20 protein-coding genes are annotated in these 19,610 nt (G+C 54.2%); 14 read left to right on the forward strand and 6 right to left on the reverse strand.

Going from position 1 to position 19,610, the window contains the following annotated elements; genetic code table 11:
* Nucleotides 1-12 precede the first annotated feature (12 nt).
* Complete coding sequence (locus M0646_RS07385) at nucleotides 13-1,137, reverse strand: sodium-dependent bicarbonate transport family permease (RefSeq protein ID WP_286625145.1); 1,125 nt, start codon at nucleotides 1,135-1,137, stop codon at nucleotides 13-15.
* Nucleotides 1,138-1,398: 261 nt separating this feature from the next.
* Complete coding sequence (locus tag M0646_RS07390) at nucleotides 1,399-1,731, reverse strand: YnfA family protein (protein WP_315863028.1); 333 nt, start codon at nucleotides 1,729-1,731, stop codon at nucleotides 1,399-1,401.
* Between the two features lie 54 nt (nucleotides 1,732-1,785).
* On the opposite strand from M0646_RS07390, the gene M0646_RS07395 reads away from it, so the two are divergent.
* The 5 genes from M0646_RS07395 (at nucleotide 1,786) to M0646_RS07415 (ending at nucleotide 6,685) form a co-directional block, all read left to right on the forward strand.
* Entirely contained in the window at nucleotides 1,786-2,775 is a 990-nt protein-coding gene (locus M0646_RS07395; protein WP_286625149.1) for a succinate dehydrogenase/fumarate reductase iron-sulfur subunit, read from the forward strand.
* Nucleotides 2,776-2,831: 56 nt separating this feature from the next.
* Nucleotides 2,832-2,990: a chlorophyll a/b-binding protein gene (locus M0646_RS07400; RefSeq protein WP_149819543.1), complete on the forward strand. Its 159-nt coding sequence runs from the start codon at nucleotides 2,832-2,834 to the stop codon at nucleotides 2,988-2,990.
* Nucleotides 2,991-2,993: 3 nt separating this feature from the next.
* Nucleotides 2,994-4,067: an ABC transporter ATP-binding protein gene (locus tag M0646_RS07405; protein WP_286625150.1), complete on the forward strand. Its 1,074-nt coding sequence runs from the start codon at nucleotides 2,994-2,996 to the stop codon at nucleotides 4,065-4,067.
* Between the two features lie 94 nt (nucleotides 4,068-4,161).
* Nucleotides 4,162-5,133, forward strand: a complete 972-nt coding sequence (sds, locus tag M0646_RS07410) for a solanesyl diphosphate synthase (RefSeq protein WP_011057594.1) — start codon at nucleotides 4,162-4,164, stop codon at nucleotides 5,131-5,133.
* A gap of 190 nt (nucleotides 5,134-5,323) precedes the next feature.
* The gene (locus M0646_RS07415; protein WP_286625151.1) at nucleotides 5,324-6,685 is read left to right on the forward strand and encodes an LCP family protein; all 1,362 of its coding nucleotides are present in this window, start codon (nucleotides 5,324-5,326) and stop codon (nucleotides 6,683-6,685) included.
* Here M0646_RS07415 and M0646_RS07420 read toward each other — a convergent pair.
* The gene (locus M0646_RS07420; protein ID WP_149819549.1) at nucleotides 6,682-7,338 is read right to left on the reverse strand and encodes an ATP-dependent Clp protease proteolytic subunit; all 657 of its coding nucleotides are present in this window, start codon (nucleotides 7,336-7,338) and stop codon (nucleotides 6,682-6,684) included. The genes M0646_RS07415 and M0646_RS07420 overlap by 4 nt on opposite strands.
* A gap of 106 nt (nucleotides 7,339-7,444) precedes the next feature.
* On the opposite strand from M0646_RS07420, the gene M0646_RS07425 reads away from it, so the two are divergent.
* The 7 genes from M0646_RS07425 to M0646_RS07455 all read left to right on the forward strand — a co-directional run bounded on the left by M0646_RS07425 (nucleotide 7,445) and on the right by M0646_RS07455 (nucleotide 14,192).
* Nucleotides 7,445-8,284: a prohibitin family protein gene (locus tag M0646_RS07425; RefSeq protein WP_286625152.1), complete on the forward strand. Its 840-nt coding sequence runs from the start codon at nucleotides 7,445-7,447 to the stop codon at nucleotides 8,282-8,284.
* Between the two features lie 131 nt (nucleotides 8,285-8,415).
* Nucleotides 8,416-9,768, forward strand: coding sequence for a diaminopimelate decarboxylase (gene lysA, locus M0646_RS07430; protein ID WP_286625155.1), 1,353 nt, complete (start codon nucleotides 8,416-8,418; stop codon nucleotides 9,766-9,768).
* Nucleotides 9,769-9,788: 20 nt separating this feature from the next.
* Entirely contained in the window at nucleotides 9,789-10,667 is an 879-nt protein-coding gene (cdaA, locus tag M0646_RS07435) for a diadenylate cyclase CdaA (RefSeq protein WP_149819555.1), read from the forward strand.
* Nucleotides 10,668-10,689: 22 nt separating this feature from the next.
* Nucleotides 10,690-11,439 carry a polyprenyl diphosphate synthase gene (gene uppS, locus M0646_RS07440; RefSeq protein WP_190278017.1) on the forward strand — a complete coding sequence of 250 codons (750 nt, stop codon included), beginning with the start codon at nucleotides 10,690-10,692 and terminating at the stop codon, nucleotides 11,437-11,439.
* Between the two features lie 58 nt (nucleotides 11,440-11,497).
* Nucleotides 11,498-12,160, forward strand: coding sequence for a uracil phosphoribosyltransferase (gene upp / locus M0646_RS07445; RefSeq protein WP_149819559.1), 663 nt, complete (start codon nucleotides 11,498-11,500; stop codon nucleotides 12,158-12,160).
* Nucleotides 12,161-12,163: 3 nt separating this feature from the next.
* A complete protein-coding gene (gene thrB / locus M0646_RS07450) occupies nucleotides 12,164-13,069 on the forward strand; it encodes a homoserine kinase (protein WP_286625156.1) in 906 nt (301 codons plus the stop codon).
* Between the two features lie 52 nt (nucleotides 13,070-13,121).
* Nucleotides 13,122-14,192, forward strand: coding sequence for a RuBisCO accumulation factor 1 (locus M0646_RS07455; RefSeq protein ID WP_286649463.1), 1,071 nt, complete (start codon nucleotides 13,122-13,124; stop codon nucleotides 14,190-14,192).
* 7 nt (nucleotides 14,193-14,199) lie between these two features.
* On the opposite strand, the gene M0646_RS07460 is transcribed toward M0646_RS07455, so the two are convergent.
* Nucleotides 14,200-16,428, reverse strand: a complete 2,229-nt coding sequence (locus tag M0646_RS07460; RefSeq protein ID WP_286649464.1) for a polysaccharide biosynthesis tyrosine autokinase — start codon at nucleotides 16,426-16,428, stop codon at nucleotides 14,200-14,202.
* 16 nt (nucleotides 16,429-16,444) lie between these two features.
* Nucleotides 16,445-17,575: a polysaccharide biosynthesis/export family protein gene (locus M0646_RS07465; protein ID WP_149819566.1), complete on the reverse strand. Its 1,131-nt coding sequence runs from the start codon at nucleotides 17,573-17,575 to the stop codon at nucleotides 16,445-16,447.
* A gap of 111 nt (nucleotides 17,576-17,686) precedes the next feature.
* Here M0646_RS07465 and M0646_RS07470 point away from each other — a divergent pair, with 111 nt between their 5' ends.
* Both M0646_RS07470 and M0646_RS07475 read left to right on the forward strand, forming a co-directional pair.
* Nucleotides 17,687-18,409 (forward strand): ABC transporter ATP-binding protein, encoded by a 723-nt coding sequence (locus M0646_RS07470; RefSeq protein ID WP_286625161.1) that lies wholly within the window; start codon nucleotides 17,687-17,689, stop codon nucleotides 18,407-18,409.
* A gap of 27 nt (nucleotides 18,410-18,436) precedes the next feature.
* The gene (locus M0646_RS07475) at nucleotides 18,437-18,721 is read left to right on the forward strand and encodes a DUF427 domain-containing protein (protein ID WP_149819570.1); all 285 of its coding nucleotides are present in this window, start codon (nucleotides 18,437-18,439) and stop codon (nucleotides 18,719-18,721) included.
* On the opposite strand, the gene M0646_RS07480 is transcribed toward M0646_RS07475, so the two are convergent.
* A complete protein-coding gene (locus M0646_RS07480; protein ID WP_286649465.1) occupies nucleotides 18,675-19,607 on the reverse strand; it encodes a methylenetetrahydrofolate reductase in 933 nt (310 codons plus the stop codon). The two genes, M0646_RS07475 and M0646_RS07480, sit on opposite strands and share 47 nt — an antisense overlap.
* Nucleotides 19,608-19,610: the final 3 nt, after the last annotated feature.

Consider the following 19,610-nt stretch of genomic DNA (forward strand, 5'->3'; position numbering starts at 1 on the left):
GCGTTTGGGTCACTAGCTGCCGCCCATGATTGCTTGGGCAAGGCCAAGGTAAAGCGGAATTCCTAGGCCGATGGCAATGGGAGTCCCGATCGCGGTGGAAGCACCAATATAGGCGGAAGGGTTAGCGGAGGGAATCCCTGCCCGTAATGTTGGCGGCCCAGAAATATCGGAACTAGAGCAGGCAATCACGGCTAGAATCACCACACCCCCAAGGCTAAAGCCAGTGACATAGTGGGCAATCATTCCCAAACCAAAGGCAATCAGGCCATGCACCAGCGGTGCTACGACGGCATAGACCACATACCACTGAGCGACTTTGCGCAACTCACCCAAGCGTGACCAAGCCTCCATCCCCATAACGAGCATCAACACCGAGAGTAAACCGCGAAACAGAGGGTTGTAAAAACTCTCATAGACACTGTCGGGACGGGTAAAGATGCCCAAAGCAACACCCAGCAGCAGTGCCGAAAGGGCTGCCCCTTGCAGACTTTCTTTGACAATCGGCCAGATTCTGACTCGTTTGCTTTGTTGACTGCGGTACTCACTGGCACTGCTGGGGTACTCACTCGTGCTCCCGGCATAACCTGTGGCGCTCCCTGCACCCGCATAGGCACCAACGGCGCTGAGGGAAGCCGGCGCCTTTTTCTCCTGTTTTTTCTTGAGGTAAATGCTGGCAACGACAATGGCTGTCACCAGAGCCGGAATATCCATGAACGGATACAGTGCGGCTGCCCAAGGTTCATAGCTAATTTTCTGCGCCTCCAGAGCCGTTAGCGCTGCTGCCATGGTCGAACCACTCACAGCCCCAAATAAACCTGCGGTAGCGATCGCGTCAACGGTTTTGACCTTCGGCAGCTTTGCTAAGGTATAACGGCCAATAAATACAATGAGAATCCCCATCGCCACAGCAAAGAGTGCTGGCAAGAGCATCTCCTGTAGGTTGGAACTGCGAATCGCAATCCCACCGCTGAGGCCGACTTTCATTAGCAACATAAAAATAATGAACTTATAGATGGCATCGGGAATCTGAAGTTGACTGCCCAGCGCTGCAATGACCATGCCCCCCAGCAAGAAGCCAAGGGTAGGCGACTGTAATTGCTTGACAAAATCTTGCAAAAACTGACCGGGAAAATCCACAGTACTATTTCTTCTTAATTATCAGGGGCTATCCATGGGGCTGTAGATGTTGAAGTTGATAGAAGACTATTTGGGCGATTGCCACCCCTGCATCCGTCGGTCAACGGCGCAAATATAGTCTTTTATCTATTCAATCTTTTTGATTTGCTTGCCTTACTCTATAGCAAATTCTTCAGCAAAACACACATTTAATAAACATTACTTTCAAATAGATTAAATAAGCCCAGCTTATAGAGTGACCTTGGGGCGATCGCGACGCTGTCAATGGCTTCTTGGCGCGTACATGATAATCAGCGTTCCGAGGAGGGCAACCCCAGCACCGAGCAAATCAAACTTATCGGGGCGCACCTTATCAATTCCCCAACCCCAAAACAGAGCCACCAGCAGGAAAATGCCACTATAGGCAGCCTGAACACGACCGAAATGCGCAGGTTGCAGCGTCGGTACCATGCCATACATAAAAAGGACGATCGCCCCTGCTAAGGCATACCAAATGCTTTTATGCTCCCGTAGCCACAGCCAGACAAGATAGGCTCCCCCCAGCTCTAGGAGGCCTGTGATCAGAAAGTAAAGTAGGGATTTTGCAACTTTCATCATCGCCGCAGTGCTTGCTATACACTGGAAACTACATTGGGCTGACGCCAGCATATGACAATTCAGTTGACGATTCGCCGCCAAGCACCCAACAAGAGCGCCTATTGGCAAGCCTTTGAACTAGAGATTGATCCTTCCCTCACCATTCTTGATGCCCTCATTCAAATCAAGGGATACCAAGACGGTAGTCTTAGCTTTCGCAAGAACTGTCGAAACACCATCTGCGGCAGTTGCGCGATGACGATTAATGGTCGTTCTGCCCTTGCCTGTCAGCAAAGTATTCATGCCGAGTTAGCCAATAGTCCTGTTCCCAACCAAATTGCGATCGCCCCCTTGGGGAATTTGCCTGTCCTCAAAGACCTTGTCGTAGACATGAGCGATTTTTGGCAAAAACTTTCAGCCGTCAATCCTTATGTGGGTACAGCGGCACGACAAGTGCCTGAGCGGGAGTTTCTCCAATCCCCCAGCGATCGCGCCAAACTCAATGCTGCGGGTAACTGTATTCTCTGTGGTGCCTGCTACGGTGCCTGCAATGCCGTGGAAGTGAATCCCGACTTTGTTGGCCCCCATGCCCTTGCCAAAGCAGCTCGCCTTGTGGCCGATACCCGCGATCGCGAAACTGACCAACGCCTAGACCAATACAACACTTCTACCAGTGGCGTGTGGGGCTGTACCCGTTGTTTTAATTGCAATATAGTGTGTCCCGTGGGCGTGCAACCCCTCGATCGCATTAGTGAGATCAAGCAGGCGATCCTAGCACGCTCAACAACAGCAACCCGCAATCAAGACCGTCCTGTGCGCCATCGGCAAGTGCTCTTGGAACTAGTGAAAGACGGTGGCTGGGTGGATGAGCGGCAATTTGGCCTACGGGTGGTGGGCAATCGCTTTCGAGATGTCGGTGGAGTTGTCAGCCTTGCCCCCTTAGGCTGGCGGTTATTGCGGCGCGGCAAGTTTCCACTGCGATTTGAAAAGTCTGCCGCTCAAGCCCAAATTAAGGCAGTGATCACCGCCCTACAGCAGCAACAGCTCTCTTCTAAAATGTGATTACAAAGTGAAGGCTCTATGCCAAGCTAAAGAAGTTGTTTTGCATACCTAACACCATGAGTGAACCGACGCCCGATGATTTGACCCCGCAATTTGGTTGGTCGCGCTATGCGGAGCTGATCAATGGCCGCTTTGCCATGATTGGCTTTATTGCCCTGCTGGTGCTCGAGTGGGTGACTGGCCAAGATTTCTTTACGTGGGTGGGCTGGCGATAGGTTGTGGCGGCAACACTGCGCTTAGAGGGAGTCACGCGGCGATTTGCTCTAGGAGTGGGAATTGGTCCACTCTCTCTAACTGTGCCCGCAGGGGCGCTTTGGGTGATTGTCGGGCCTTCGGGTTGTGGCAAATCTACCCTATTGCGGCTTATTGCTGGCTTGGAGCAACCCACCAGTGGCGAGATTTATATTGGGGAGACCTGTGTCAATGGCCGCAGTGGGCGCGATCGCGATGTGGCAATGGTCTTTCAGAACTATGCCCTCTATCCCCACATGACCGTGGCCGAAAACCTTGGCTTTGGTCTGAAAATGCGCGGTGTTGATCCGGCCACACGGCAGCAACGGGTGCTCCAAGTGGCTAAGCTCCTCGGGATTGAGTCCCTGCTGCAGCGCAAACCGCGTCAACTCTCCGGTGGTCAGCAACAGCGGGTGGCCTTGGGAAGGGCCTTGGCGCGATCGCCCCAAGTGTTTCTCCTCGATGAACCCCTTTCCAACCTTGATGCCCAATTGCGCGAACAAACCCGTGCTGAACTAAAACAATTGCATCAACAACTGGGCATTACCACCCTCTATGTCACCCACGATCAAGCGGAGGCGATGACCCTTGGCGATCGCATTGTGGTGCTGGATCGCGGTCAAATCCAGCAAATTGGCACCCCTGCTGATCTCTACGACAAACCCGCCAATACCATGGTGGCGCGATTTTTGGGCACCCCACCGATGAATTTACTGCCCGCTCGCTGGGATGGCAGCCGCCTGTGGATAGCGCAGCAGCCCTTACCCTGTCCGGACACCCCCCATTGGCCGCTAAAAAGTGAACAACCCCTCACCGTGGGCATTCGCCCAGAGCATTTGTCTATCAGTGAGAAGGGCTTGGGGGCGATCGCCACCCTCGTTGAACCCCTAGGCCGCGAAGCCATTGTCCGCTGTCGCCTCATGGATAGTTCCCAAGAACTGCTGTGGTTAGCCCCTAATCACCAAATCCCTCAAATGGGTGACCCTCTCCAGTTGCAGGCTTGCCATCTTTATCTGTTTGACCCTACGAGCGGGGTGGCTTTCAATTTTGAGCCTAGCTGAAAATTCATCGGAACCCTTACCCAAGATTGGAGGGTTCGCTTAGAATACAACTAGGATTCTGTAAAATTTCGTAACTTCTGCGGCCAGCCCGTCCATGACTTCGGTAACCTCTCTTTTTTCACCTGTCGAAGCGGATCTCTGTGTACTAACGGAGAACCTGAAGGCACTGATTGGAGCACAACACGCCGTACTCTCTGCTGCCGCCGAACATCTTTTTGCTGCCAGTGGTAAGCGCATCCGACCCGCCATTGTCTTTTTGGTGTCGCGAGCCACGCTGCCCGATCAGGGGATTACTCCCCGGCACTGCCGCTTGGCAGAAATTACGGAAATGATTCATACCGCCAGTCTCTTTCACGATGATGTGGTGGATCAAGCGCAACTACGGCGCGGTGTGCCCACCGTCAACAGTGTCTTTGGCAATCGGGTGGCCATTCAAGCGGGAGACTTTCTCTTTGCCCAAGCCTCTTGGTACTTAGCGGATTTGGATAACCTGCAAGTGGTGAAACTCCTCTCCCAAGTGATCAAAGACTTTGCTGAAGGGGAAATTCGCCAAGGCTTTAACCGCTTTGACACCAGCATTACCCTAGACGACTATCTACTGAAAACCTACTACAAGACAGCTTCCCTCATTGCCAACAGTGCCAAGGCGGCAGCGGTTCTCAGTGAAGCGCCCCCAGAAACCATCGAAGCCATGTACACCTACGGCAAAAATTTGGGCCTAGCCTTTCAAATCGTGGATGACATCCTTGACTTCACTCGCTCCACCGCAGAACTAGGGAAACCTGCTGGCTCAGATCTGCGGGATGGCAACCTAACGGCACCCGTCCTTTTTGCCCTACCCAAAGCCCCCTATCTGCATACCCTCATCGAGCGCGAGTTCAGTGAAGAAGGCGATCTAGAAACCGCCCTCAACCTAGTGCGCCAAAGTGGTGCCATTGAAGACGCTCGCAATTTAGCCAAGGAATATGCCCAAGCGGCTCTACCGGCACTTGAAGTGCTACCCCCGTCGGAACCGCGTCAGGCCCTCAGCCAGTTAACAGATTATGTCCTTGAGCGGCTCTATTAAGCTGCCAGCAGAACGGTCTCCAATGCCCAGCGCATAAATCTCAGGAATTGGCCGAAAAATAGAAACAAGCCTTGCTTGGGGCAGTCCAATAGGTATAAGTGCGGGATCAGTAATCAATCCCCTACACTAGAGACAGGGATTGCGTCTACCCGACTAGCCTGCAGTTTGTTTTTATTTCGGGAGTGAATTTGTGGCACGAGGCGTTCAACAGCGTAAACTGGTGAGTTCTACTGTGGGTAGTCGGGGAAGGCAAAAAGTATCTCAAAAAAGCAGGGGTCAGCGATCGCGCCCTTCGCTATGGCGTACCCTAGGCTGGATTGCTGCCTTTAGTGGTGTGTCCTTGGTCTCTGCCTTTGCGGGCATGACATTTGTTTTGATGTCACCCTTTCAGGGCACGAACCATCGTGGCCAACGGGATCCCTCTTGGCTGGAAATGATGACACGGGGATTCCAATATGGCATGAGTCGGCCAGTGAACCTCTTGGTATTGGGGGTGGATGAGGTTCTAGGGGCTCCTCCCGGCTCCCCTGAACGGTTTCGTGGCCGCACCGACACGATGCTGCTGGCGCGGTTTAACCCTGAAAATGGCACGATTACGGTCTTGAGTATTCCCCGTGATACCCGTGTGGAAATTCCCGGACATGGCATCGACAAAATTAATGCCGCCAATGTTTATGGAGAGGTCGATCTAACGGTGCGGGTGGTCAGCGAAATCCTCAACTATACCCCCATTGATCGCTACATTCGCATTGATACGAGGGCATTTCGAGAATTGGTCGATCTAGTGGGCGGTGTCGAGGTCAACGTGCCCAAGCGAATGGTTTATACCGATCACACCCAAAAACTTTACATTGATCTTCAACCGGGGCTGCAAACCCTGAACGGGGAGCAAGCAGAGGGCTTTGTTCGCTTTCGTTACGATGAACTGGGGGATATTGGCCGTGCCCAGCGGCAGCAAATGCTGATCAAGGCGCTGCAAAAGAAACTGGCCAATCCCGTCATGCTGACTCAGTTGCCGAAAATCTACAGCGTCCTGCAAAAATATGTGGATACGGATTTAACCTTTGCCGAACTGATGGCGATCGCCCAATTTAGTCTGCGCATTGAGCCAGACAACCTGCGTTTGATTCTGCTGCCGGGACGCTTTAGTGGTGATGGCTATGCGGTCAGCTACTGGCTCCCTGACGATGACCGCATTGATCGGGTGGTTGCTGAGCACTTTAGCGATCGCCCCTCAAAACTAGTCAACTATACTTGGGGCGACAGTGGCACCCTGCGGATTGCCCTGCAAAATGCCTCCGGCAGTCGTGAGGCTGCTCAAGATATGGCGGATTTTCTCGCCCACCATGGCTATACCAATGTGATCATCAGTGAAGAGTGGTATCAGCAAACCCCTGAAACGGAAATTGTCGCCCAACAGGGAGACCTCAGCGCCGCCCAAATGATCCGCTCTGTCCTTGGCATGGGGCGTGTCTCTGCTAACTCCACTGGCGTCCTTTCCTCTGACATCACCATTCGCATTGGCCGTGACTGGGCGGCGGTGTTGCACTAGGTCAAGGTTGCTGGCAGTTTCTTGGTAACAGCCTCTGGTTCAAGGATGCGGTCAATGATGCCGTACTCCTTCGCCATCTGTGGGGTCATGTACAGCAGCCGATCCATATCACGGGTGATCCGCTCAGGGGGTTGACCGGTATTTTGCGCCAAAATTTCCACCATCATCGCCTTATTGGCCAGAACCTCCTTGGCACGAATTTGGATATCGGTGGCCTGCCCTTGGGCATAGCTCTTGGTTTGGTGCAGGACAATCGTGGCGTGGGGTAAGCTGGCGCGACACCCCTTGGTACCGGCCGAGAGCAACATGGCGGCCATCCCCATCGCTTGACCAATGCAGATCGTATGCACAGGGGGCTTAATGTAGCGCATGGTGTCGCAGATGGCAAAGGCTTCTGTTTCAAAGCCAATGGGTTCGCCATCGTAGCGGGAGGTTCCCGTCGAGTTAATGTAAATGCGGATGGGTTTTTCGGGATCGTCGTATTGCAGATAGAGCAGTTCCGCAATGATCAGCTCCGTAACCGCTGGCACCAAAGGCATGCCGAGATAGACGATCCGCTCCTTCAACAGCAGTGAAGGGAGATCGGGGGGTGGAGTGCGATAGTAGGCATCACCATAGTAGGCCGCTTGGGCAGCAGTAAGGGGCAACCGCATAGGACGCTCAGCAAATGACAGACTATCTGTACTCTAGCAAGGAATTGCCTTCCGGATCGGTGGGAAGCACCGCCTATAATCAAAGCAGAAATCCAATTCTTGGGTCATGAATCAACTCCCCAGTTCGCGGCTCACCTCCTCAGTGGTGGCGATCGCCATTGTCTTGCTGGTTGTCCTTTTGAATGCCGTGGTGATTATTAATCCTGGCCAAGCAGGGGTGCTGAGTATTTTGGGTAAAGCTCAGGATACTCCCCTCCTCGAGGGCATTCACTGGAAACCGCCGTTTATTGCCAGTGTGGATGTCTATGACGTAACTGTACAGAAGTTTGAAGTGCCAGCGGAAAGTGCCACCAAAGATTTGCAGGACATTACCGCCAGTTTTGCCATCAACTTTCGCCTAGACCCCATGGCCATCGTGGATGTGCGCCGCACCCAAGGGACCCTGGAAAATATCGTGGCCAAAATCATTGCTCCCCAGACCCAAGAGGCCTTCAAAATTGCTGCTGCCCGTCGCACGGCGGAGGAGGCCATTACCAAGCGGGATGAACTTAAGGAGGATTTTGATCATGCCCTTGGCGATCGCCTAGCCAAGTACCACATTCTCGTACTGGATACCAGTGTCGTTAACCTTGACTTTTCCGAGGAATTTTCCAAGGCCGTCGAGGATAAGCAAATTGCTGAGCAGCGGGCACAACGGGCGGTCTATATTGCCCAAGAGGCAGCTCAACAGGCGCAAGCGGAAATTAACCGTGCCCAAGGGAAAGCGGAAGCCCAACGCCTCCTTGCCGAAACCCTCAAAGCTCCGGGGGGCCAGTTAGTGCTGCAAAAGGAAGCGATCGAAGCATGGCGCGAAGGCGGTGCCCAAGTGCCCCAAGTGATTGTGATCAACGGCCAAGAAGGGCTACCCCCCTTTTTCCTCAATTGGACAGGAACAGCAGCAAAATAGCTGAGGAACGGTTCGATGAACTACAGGCTCAGCAGAGACTCAACAGATGAAGGGAGCGATCGCCCAAATCCCCCTAGAATTGAGAATAGCGATTTGTTCTTTTATTCTTTGATTTCTCGCGATACTGACCCATGATCTCCACCCCGCTTGCTGCCAATCAACAAATTTTACCCCTGACTGCGCAAACCAATGCCCGCGGCCATCTCACCATTGGTGGGTGTGATGTGGTGGAGTTAGTGGCTCAGTTTGGCTCTCCCCTCTACATCCTTGATGAATTCACCTTTCGCACCGCCTGCCGTCAATACCAAGACACCCTCCAGCAGACCTACGGTGGTGAATTTTTGGTGCTCTACGCTTCAAAGGCTTGGAACTGCTTGGCCACCTGCGCCCTTGCCCACAGTGAAGGCTTGGGGATTGATGTGGCCTCCGGGGGTGAACTCTACACTGCCTTGAGTGCCGGCGTCCCCGCCAGCCACATTTACTTCCACGGTAATAACAAGTCCCCCCAAGAACTCCTCTATGCCCTTGAGGTCAATTGCACGATTGTTGCCGATAACTGGCTAGAACTAGAGCGCCTTGCTGCCTACGTTGAGGAGCATGATCTCTCGACCCCACCGCGCGTCATGTTGCGGTTGACACCGGGGATTGAATGCCACACCCACGAATATATCCGCACTGGACATCTAGACAGCAAATTTGGCTTTGACCCGCAACAGTTTCCAGAGTTGCTTCAGTTTGCTAAGGCGCATCCCGAACTAGACTGGGTCGGACTCCACGCCCACATTGGCTCACAGATTTTTGAGGAACAACCCCATTTAGACCTCTGTGATGTCCTTGTGGATTGGCTGGCTCAAGCCCGTGAAGCGATGCTACCCATGCGCGAACTGAATGTGGGGGGTGGTCTTGGCATTCGCTATGTAGACTCCGATAATCCACCGGCGATCGCCCACTGGACAAAGGCCATTAGTCATCAACTGAGCCAAGCCTGTCAGCAACACCATCTTCCCTTACCCAAACTCATCTGTGAGCCGGGTCGCTCCATCGTTGGACCTGCGGCAGTGACGGCCTACACCGTGGGCAGCCGTAAGGTGATTCCTGAAGTGCGCACCTACATTGCGGTGGACGGGGGCATGTCCGATAATCCCCGACCCATTACCTATCAGGCGCAATATACAGCCCTGTGTGCCAATCGCATGACCACTGCCGCCACAGAAACCGTACGTGTTGCCGGTAAGCACTGCGAATCGGGCGATATTCTGCTGCCCCAAGTCACCCTACCCCCCCTGCAAGTCAATGATATTTTAGTGGTGGCCAGTACGGGTGCCTACAACTACAGCATGGCCTCCAACTACAATCGCGTGCCCCGGCCGGCGGCGGTAGTTGTCTGTGAGGGGGAAGCCAACCTGATCCTGCAACGGGAAACCTACGCTGATTTGGTGGCCCATGATGTCTTGCCCCTGCGATTGAGCACCCCCGCCCCCTAGGAGGTGACGAGCACAATGGGATGATAAGCCTCCTAGGTAACTTGTCGTGGCTGCTGCTGTCCTCGGAGACACTGGCCAAGGTGCGAACAGTCGTGGATGTGGTTTTGGTCTTGACCCTAACCTACGCTATTTTGCGGGTTGTGGCCGAGCGGCGAACCCTCTGGATGATACGGGGCTTTATCTTCCTCCTTTTGGCAACCTCCCTCAGTCGTGCCATTGAGCTACAGTTTTTGAGCTTTGTGCTGCACAACTTAGTGATTGGCTCTGCGGTGGCCTTAGCCGTTATTCTGCAATCGGAAATTCGCATTTTTCTGGAACAGTTGGGACGAGGACAGTTTTTCGGCTTTGTGCAGCCCGTGGCCGAGTCGAGTCTCACCAATGATGCCGTTGATTTGATTGTGACGGCCGTGAAGGGATTATCTCAGGATCGTACGGGGGCACTCATTCTCTTGGAAACCCATACAAAGCTCAGCCCCCAAGATTTTACCCATGCAGGGATCGCTCTCAATGCCCGCCTTTCGCCAGAACTCATTACCTCAATTTTTCAAGTGAGTTCCCCCCTGCACGATGGGGCAATTTGGGTGCGGGGTGCTGAAGTGATTGCGGCAAAGTTGATCCTGCCCCTCTCGGATCGCACGGGGCCTTGGCAGTTGGGCACTCGCCATCGCGCCGCCCTAGGGATTACCGAACGCATTAGCCACTGTGTCTGTGTAGTGGTCTCTGAGGAAACGGGGTCAATTTCCCTTGCCTTTAAGGGGGAGCTTCAACGTCCCCTCACAAGCAGTAAACTAGGGGAATTGTTGCGGCAATATGTGCAGGATCAAGAAACGGGAACTTCACAACCCCGTCAACGTCGGCACAGCTTAAAATTTTGGAAAACGGTATGGCCACTGCGCTAATTTCCGCCAGTAGGATGTGTCTATGACGCTACAGCCCCAGTCACTCATTGAGTTACCCGCTGATTTGGATCGCGATCGCCTACCTCGCCATGTGGCGGTGATTATGGATGGCAATGGCCGCTGGGCAAAGCAGCGCAATTTACCGCGCATTATGGGACACCAACGCGGGGTGGACACCCTCAAGGATCTGCTGCGCTGTTGCAAAGATTGGGGCATTGAAGCCCTGACCGCCTACGCCTTCTCCACAGAAAACTGGGGGCGCCCCCTGCCGGAGGTGGATTTTCTGATGACCCTCTTTGAGCGAGTGTTGCGGCGGGAGCTGGCGGAAATGGTTGCCGAGGGCGTGCAAATTCACTTTGTGGGTGACTTGGCGTGTTTGCCGAACTCCCTACAAGCGGAAATTGAGCGAGCGATGACCGCTACGGCCAATAACCAAAAAATTAAATTTGTGGTGGCAACCAACTATGGTGGGCGACGGGAAATTATCCACGCTTGCCGTTCGATTGCAGCCCAAGTGAAAGCGGGACGCCTTGACCCCGCCGATATTGATGAAGTACTCTTTGAACGCCATTTGTACACGGGCGGCCTACCGGATCCCGATTTGTTGATTCGCACCAGTGGCGAGATGCGCGTCAGTAACTTTTTGCTGTGGCAGGTGGCCTATTCAGAAATTTACGTCACCAAGACCCTCTGGCCGGATTTTGACCGCGCTGCTTTCCATGAGGCGCTCCGGGATTACCAACAGCGACAGCGGCGATTTGGCCGTGTCTAAAGGGGACGATTTCAGTGGAGAATAGGAAAGCCCGCCGGGTACGTATTGGAGCGATACTGTGACCCCCCAATTGCGCATTTATGTCCCCCCTCATCCCCTCATTCAACACTGGCTAACGGTGGCTCGCGATCGCAACACGCCCACTCCCTTATTTCGGGTGGCAATGACAGAACTGGGGCGGTGGCTGGCCTATGAGGCGGCGCGGGAATGGTTGCCAACGGTGGAAACAGTGGTTGAAACGCCCCTTGCCCCCTGTGCAGCGCTGGTGGTGAATCCGCAAGTACCCGTCGTGGTGGTACCCATTCTGCGGGCGGGTTTAGCCTTGCTCGACGGTGCCCAAGGGGTCTTACCCACAGCAAAGACGTACCACTTAGGGATTGTGCGGGATGAGGCCACCCTTGAACCCAGTTGCTATCTCAATAAGTTGCCCCCGCAGTTTGACCCGCAAACCCGTGTCCTTATTAGTGAGCCGATGCTGGCAACGGGAGGTTCAATTATGACAGCAATGCAGGAATTGGTGCAGCGGGGGATTGACCCAGCCTTGGTGCGAATCATTTCCGTGGTCACTGCGCCGCCAGCTTTGCAGAAACTCGGTGCCCATTTTCCCGCAGTGCAAGTCTATGCGGCCACGATTGATGAGACAGTGAATGAGCAGGGCTTTATTGTGCCCGGCTTGGGGGATGCGGGCGATCGCGCCTTTGGTACCGGGGAGGAAGTGTAACCGATGATGACAGTGGTGACTGTGCCAGCAACAACGGCTAATTTGGGTCCGGGGTTTGATTGTCTGGGAGCGGCTCTCACCCTCACCAATACGTTTACCTTTTCCTTGAGCGATCGCCCCCATGTCAATGTGCGGGGCACTGAAGCAGCTGGTGTCAGCAGTAGCTCCGACAATTTGGCCTATCGTGCCTACCACCGTCTCTATCAATATCTAGGGCGTGAAGCCCCACCTGTGTATTTAGAGATTGATCTGGGGGTTCCCCTCGCACGGGGCCTCGGCAGTTCAGCAACCGCAATTATTGGCGGCTTAGTAGGGGCCAATCGGCTGGCGGGCTTTCCCCTCAGTCATACCGAGGTTCTGGAATTGGCCATTGAAATGGAAGGCCACCCCGATAATGTGGTGCCGGCCTTGCTAGGGGGCTGTCGTCTTGCTGTCCAAGGGAGTGCAGGGGGATGGCATTGGCTAGAGATTCCTTGGGATCAAGATGTGGTGCCGATTGTGGCGATTCCAGACTTTGAGCTAGCCACGGAAACAGCGCGGCAAGTGCTGCCCCCCCACTGTACCTACGGTGATGCAGTTTTTAATATCAGTCACCTTGGTGCTCTGCTGCGGGGTTTGGAAACGGGTCAACGGGAGTGGCTGCAACTGGCCTTGGGCGATCGCCTGCATCAACCCTACCGCCAAAGTCTGATCAAAGGCTATACCGACCTCCACAGGGCGGCTCTTGAGGCGGGTGCCCACGGTTTGGTCATTAGTGGCGCAGGCCCCACGCTTTTAGCCCTTGGGGATCCCGTTACCGCTTCCGCCATTGCCACTGCCCTCAAGGAGACTTGGGCAAAGTTTGATGTGCAGGCACGGGTGGAGGTGCTGGCCATTCAACGCCAAGGGACAACGGTGCGCGATCGCTAGGCAATCTTAGGCAATTGTATAGCATGCTTCCCTGTCAATAGGAGGTGATTAAATGAGTCAAGAACAGGATGCCCTGACAACGGAAGTGCTGCAACGCCTACGCCGCAAGGAGGGCACTTGGCAGGATTGGGGGGCCGGATGCCAGCAACTGCAAAAACAGGGGCTATCTCCCCAAGCGATTTTTGAGGCCACGGGCATTGAACCCATCCACCAAAATCAACTGATCATTGCCCTGCAAGTGAGTCAGAGCCTACGGGAAGCCCCTGAATCTGTGCGTGCCTATTTTCAAACGCGGGGCAGCGATCTGCTCTATGAACTGCGGGTCTTATCAGCGGGCGATCGCCTTGCAGCAGCCACCCTCATTGTTGAGAAACAACTGGATGTCACTGCGGTTCATGAGGTCTGCCGTGCCCTCAAGGCCGTGAGCTATCAAAAGGATGACAGTGCAGGTTTTGGTGAGAGTGTGGGCGATCGCATTGGTCGCTACTATTGGCAACTGGCGCGGCAGCAACGCGATTTAGCCCAGCGATCGCGCCTTATTGCTCAGGGCTTTCGCTTTGTTGAATCCGCCACAGGTCGCCAAGCGCTTGAGAAACTGCTGACGGACTTGACCGTGGTTCCCGCTGCTAGCCAACCTCGACTCCCCCTTTACCGCTTGGATTCCGCTGAAGACCTGCCCTACCTCGTTCCCATGGCAGGAACAGCCCCCCTCGCTGCTGCAGCCTTTAATCAAGTACCGCAGTTAACTTCTACAGGTGCTTTTCAATTAGTCGCTGTTCCTCAACCCATGACCCTAGTGGCTCTCCCCAGTTGGCAGGTTCTCCTGAATGCTGTTGACCCAGTCGGGGTGCTTTGGCCAGTGGCAGACCTACCCACAGAATTACCGCCCACGCCTGAGGGACTCCCCATTGAACAAGTGCTCCTGATTGTGGATCGTGGTCTTCCAGAATGGGAGCGCGATCGCTATCTGTTGATTGCACCTGCGGCCAGCGATCCTGTCCAACTGGCTTGGTTTCCTGAACCCCCTACAGCGCCAATTCTTGGCCAACTCCTGCTCGTCTTACGCCCCCCCCAAGTGCTGGATGAGAGTATCAACAAGGAACTTTGGTTCTTTGAGGAATAGCTTAACTTTAGGCGAGATTCACCACAACGCCCAGAGCGCTACTACTTCCCAAACTGTAATCTGCCAAGGCTAGTCGCACCGGCTGCTGGGGTGCCTTCAGATTCACTACCACAAGGGTCTGATCCACCAGTCCCGACCAGAGTTTGGCATCAGCAAAGTTGGCCAAGGGGGGTGTATCCACAATCACCAGATCAAAATAGTTTTTCAGGTGAGCCATGAACTGTTTGAGCGTGTCTTGGCTGAGGAGCCGCATCGGCTGTTGCCGCAACTCACCAGCGGTTAAAATTGCCAGACCGCGCCGCGCCTGAGCAACGCTATACCAGTGCCGCCGATGAATTAACCAATCTGCCAAGCCCTGTTCATTCGTCAGGCCGAGATAGCGGTGAATCTGGGGTCGCCGTAAATCCCCATCAATCAGCAGAACCCGCTGACCCGTGCCTGCGGCAGCAAGGGCAAGATGCAGAGCAACGGTGGTGCGCCCATCAGTGGGTAGGGCTGAAATCACGGCTAACGAATGCCCCAAACCCACGGCCTGGAGGTTGGCAAACACATGGTGAAAGGCTTCCTGAAACTTCACCCATTCCCCGACAGAGGGTAGGACTTGAGTCACCTGCCACAGCCCTGAATTGCCCTTCACCACGCGCTCTAGGCGGAGGTTAGTTTGGGGGGTTGCCTTGGGAATTTTGCCAAGGAGGGGCAAGCCTAGGGCATCTTCCACTTGGGCTGGACTGACAAACGTATTGGCGGCTGCATCTGCAACATAAGTAGCCAGAACCCCCAACACAAGGCTGGCGATCGCCCCTAGCACCAACAGCAGTAAGCGCGGGAAGGTGGGTTGGACAGCGGGATTCTCTAAATCCGTCAACACCTGCCAAGCAAAGTTATTCTGTGCTAGTTGTAGTTGCACTGCCTGTCGGGCTTGATTGAGCATCTCGAGGGAGAGGTTGGCCGTCCGAATCCGATGTTCAAGGCGATCAATGGCGGGGAGTTGGCTACTCAGTTGTTGTAATTGTTGGGCAACTGTCCTTTGAGGGGCAGCCAATTCGGCGTCATAGCGCCGCTGGTTTTCGTATTCAATCCACGCCGTAATGTAGTTGGTAATCAGCGTTTGTGACACTGTTCCCTGAAAGCCCAGAGCCGTGGGGTTGTCCACTTGATATTGCTCACCAATCACTTGGCGGGCGATCGCCTGCAATTGCTCCACCAAAACTCGCCGCTGTTCCTCAAGAGCTTGGATAACGGGTGTCCCTTCCCGAAAAATGGCTAGATTCTTGGCAATTTCTTGATCCAGTTCTTGAATGCGTGCCAGCTGTTGCTGATAAGCAGGGGAGGTACTTAAATTCGCTGCTGCTAGGGCTTCGGCGGGCGTCATCTTGAGTTGTTCTTGAAACCCTTGAAAACGACCGTAGGCTTCCACGGCCTTCAGGCGAGCCGCTTGGCGCAGGCTATGGATTTGGCGATACTGTTCTGTTAAAAAGCGCAGTTGTTCTGAGGGTTGCAGGCTCGTGCCTTGGGGTTGGCTGGCTTGGAGTTGCTGCTGGAGTTGCTCTAATTCTGTAAGGTGCTGATTGATGTCTTTGTCCAGTTGCTCTAGGGTGCGATTGAGTTGTTCTTGGCGATCGCGCTGACTGTAGTCAACAAACGCCTCTGCCACGGCCTTTAATACTGCGGTCACGATTTCTGGCTGGCGATCGCGATAGGCCACTTCTAGCACTTTTGTTTGGGTCGGCAGTTGCTCTGTGGCGGAACTAACCACTGGTCGAATTTCCAGATGCTCAGCTAAGACCCGCGTGGTCAGATGGGGATACTGCTGTTGTAGTTTCTGGGCAATGGGTGCCAGTACTTTGTCACTTTCTAGAACGAGAATCTGTGCCCCCACATCCACTGGAGGGGGTGTGGTTGGCGGCGGGGAGGGGAGGGTACTGGCAATGCCATCACGGGGGGTCAGGGTTGGCGCAGGCTGTGGTTCCTTCACTGGTTCCATCAGGAGGCGAAAATAGGCCTCGTACATTTCGGGTTGCCAGAAAACATACCCCCCCATGACCAAGAATGAGAGTAAAACCGTTCCTGACAGTAGTCGCCACCGTCGCCGACAGCGATCGCTAAAAGCTTGCAGCCCACCCTTGTTAGAACTTTTTCTGGTGCTGAACCGTGATGGATTTCGCTGGCGATCGCCCGCAGGACGCACTTCGCGATCAACGACCCGTAAATTGGGTATCTTTTGTGGGAGCGACATCAGTAGTACGCCATTCCTAATCAAATATGTTAACTAAGTTGAGGAACACTCCTAAGGTTCCTAAGGCGCCGATCGGCCGCAGGGCATTCCCAATCGTATCCCCCACCTGCGTTAGCCCTGACCGTTCCACCACAATCACATCCCCCTGTTGCAACACAGGATTATTGTTGGCATTGGGTTGAGCCGCCAAGCTAAAGGGAATCCGTCGCCGACTGACTGTGCCATCGCGATTCAGCCGCACCAGCGTCACCCTAGACATATTGGCACGTTGCACATTGAATCCGCCAGCCGCCCCAATTCCCTGAGTGAGCGTGGCATTGGCTGGCACTTCGACCAAGCCCGGTCGCAATACTTCGCCCACAACCTGCACCCGAATCACCTGTGGCGAAAACGTTGCCGAGGCCACCCGTACGGCTTCAGCCGCATTCACTTCCTTCGCCTTGGGCACCACAATCACATCATCACTGCGCAGCGTGATATCTTGGTTCGCATCCCCCGACTGAATCATCTCCCAAAGATTAATTCTGGTTACGGCTGTTTGGCCATTCCCCAGTTGGCGGCGTATCTCAATGTTGCGAATATCGGCCTCTTGGGTAATTCCACCGCTTTGAGCAAGGACTTGGCTCAGGCGAGGCCATGTTAAGCCACCGGAAAGGCCGATACCGGGGGCAGAAGCTGATACAGAAGTAAAAGGAACAACATAGGAGCCTGGACGGCTCACCTCACCTGCCACCAAAATCTTCATGGGGCGCGGCGTCTGCAATGTAACCGTTACTGCTGGAAAGCGCATGACTTTACTATAGGCGTTCAGAATCACCTGCTCCGCTTGGGGGAGAGTTAAGCCGCCCACCATGACGCGCCCTGCCAAAGGTAGGGTGACTGAGCCATCGAGATTAACAGTGAATTGTCGCTGACCAGTAACACTGGCTGGCAGGTTGACCACTTCAATGAAAAGCACATCCCCTGCACCCAGGAGATAGTCCTGAAGGGGGTTAATGCTGGTAAAACTATAGGAGCTTGGACTGAGGGGCATGGGTTGAGCAGTGGCCGAGCGGGGTACCATCAGTGTTGCCCCAAGGGTGAATCCACTGGCGATCGCCAGCGTGATGACGGTGTTGTGTAGCCTTGGCAATGATTTGCACCCCATGGTTCATTCTCCTCACTCACTTGTTTGTTCTACCATACGCCATCTATTCGCCACCAAGGTCATGAAAAAAGGCTTTAGAATGAGTGCAAATGGCCTTGTTACCTCATTGTAATGCTGGATTCGCCACTCATTTGCCTAGAACAGATTTCTAAAGTGTATGGCCAAGGGGAAACGGAAGTTCACGCCCTTAGGGAGGTGAATCTCAACATTCAGCGGGGAGAATACTGTGCAATTATGGGGGCTTCGGGGTCAGGGAAGTCCACAATGATGAATATTATGGGCTGTTTGGATCGCCCGACCTCTGGTCGCTATTTTCTCGATGGCCAAGATGTGGCACACCTCAGTGATGATGAACTCGCCCATATTCGCAATGCCAAGATTGGTTTTGTCTTTCAACAGTTTTACTTGCTGGGGCAGCTAACGGCACTGGAAAATGTGATGCTACCCATGGTCTATGCCCAGGTTCCCCCCAAGGAACGGCGCGATCGCGCGATCGCTGCATTGGAACAGGTGGGGTTGGGTCACCGCCTTGAGAATCGCCCCAATCAACTCTCGGGAGGACAGCAACAACGGGTGGCGATCGCCCGCGCCATTGTCAATCAGCCCCTACTCCTGCTCGCCGATGAACCCACCGGTGCCCTCGATAGCCACACCACGGCAGAAATTCTTGCTATCTTTGGGCAACTCAATGCGGCGGGCATGACGGTAATTATGGTGACCCATGAACCCGATGTGGCGGCTGTCACGCACCGCATTATTCAGTTTCGTGACGGTCAAATTCTTTGCGATCGCCCCAACGTGCCTACCCCGCTGACAGCACCTGTTTTATCTTAAGAAGGGGAGCGACTGAGAAAAAAAGCAATGGCAAAAGCAGTTTGGAAAGGCGCAACCTTGGCCGAGAGCGATCGCTATGAGTTGGTCGAAGGCAATGTTTATTTTCCGCCAGAGGCACTCAATCCGGCCTATTTTCAGCCCAGCGATACCCACACCGTTTGTGGTTGGAAAGGCACAGCCAGCTACTACCACGTTGTTGTCAATGGTGAGGTGAATCGTGATGCTGCGTGGTACTACCCCGATCCCAAGCCGGCGGCAGCCAATATCAAAGGCTATGTGGCGTTTTGGCGCGGGGTACAGGTGACGCGCTAAGGGGAGCAATTCCCGCTCGGTTGAGAATTTCCGGAATCAAATCCTCACGGCGCACCGCCATTAAATGCACTCCCTGACAGAGTTCCCGTGCCTGTTGCACTTGCTCGGCAGCAATAGTTATCCCTTCATCGAGGGGATCAGCGGCAGCGGCAAGGCGATCGATAAGGTGCTGCGGAATCGAAGCCCCCGGCACGGCGCGATTGATAAACAGGGCATTTTTGGCCGACTTGAGGAGAAAAATTCCAGCAAGAATGGGTCGCCCACAGCCAGCGGCAATCTGATCCATAAACTTGGCTAGCCGCTCAAAATCGGTAATTAACTGCGTTTGGAAAAATTGAGCACCCGCTGCCAATTTGCGTTCAAACCGTTGTTGCAGGCCTGACCAACTGGCAGACTGAGGATCAACCGCAGCGCCAGCAAAAAATTGAGTGGCGCCATCGGGTAGGGGACGATCCTCGCTATCCACCCCTTGATTCAGTTGGCCAATAATGCGCAATAGACGTACAGACTCTAAATCAAAAACGGGCTTGGCTTGGGGATGATCGCCTGCTTTGACGGGGTCGCCCGTGAGTGCCAAAATGTTGTGCAAACCTAAAGCAGCAATGCCCATGAGATCCGCTTGCAGGGCAATGCGGTTGCGATCGCGACAGGCGATCTGGCAAATGGGTTCAAACCCCTGCTGTTGCAACAAATAGGCGGCTGCCCAAGAACTCATGCGCAACACAGCGCGACTGCCATCGGTGACATTAACCGCATGAACCCGCCCCTTGAGATGGGCTGCTTGACGCAACATCGCTGTGGCATCCCTGCCCTTTGGGGGGCACACCTCTGCGGTGATGAGAAACTCACCCTGCTCACAGGCAGCTTGAAAACGCGAGACTGACAAGGA

This window comes from Thermosynechococcus sp. B3, from assembly GCF_030323045.1.
Taxonomy (GTDB): Bacteria; Cyanobacteriota; Cyanobacteriia; order Thermosynechococcales; family Thermosynechococcaceae; genus Thermosynechococcus.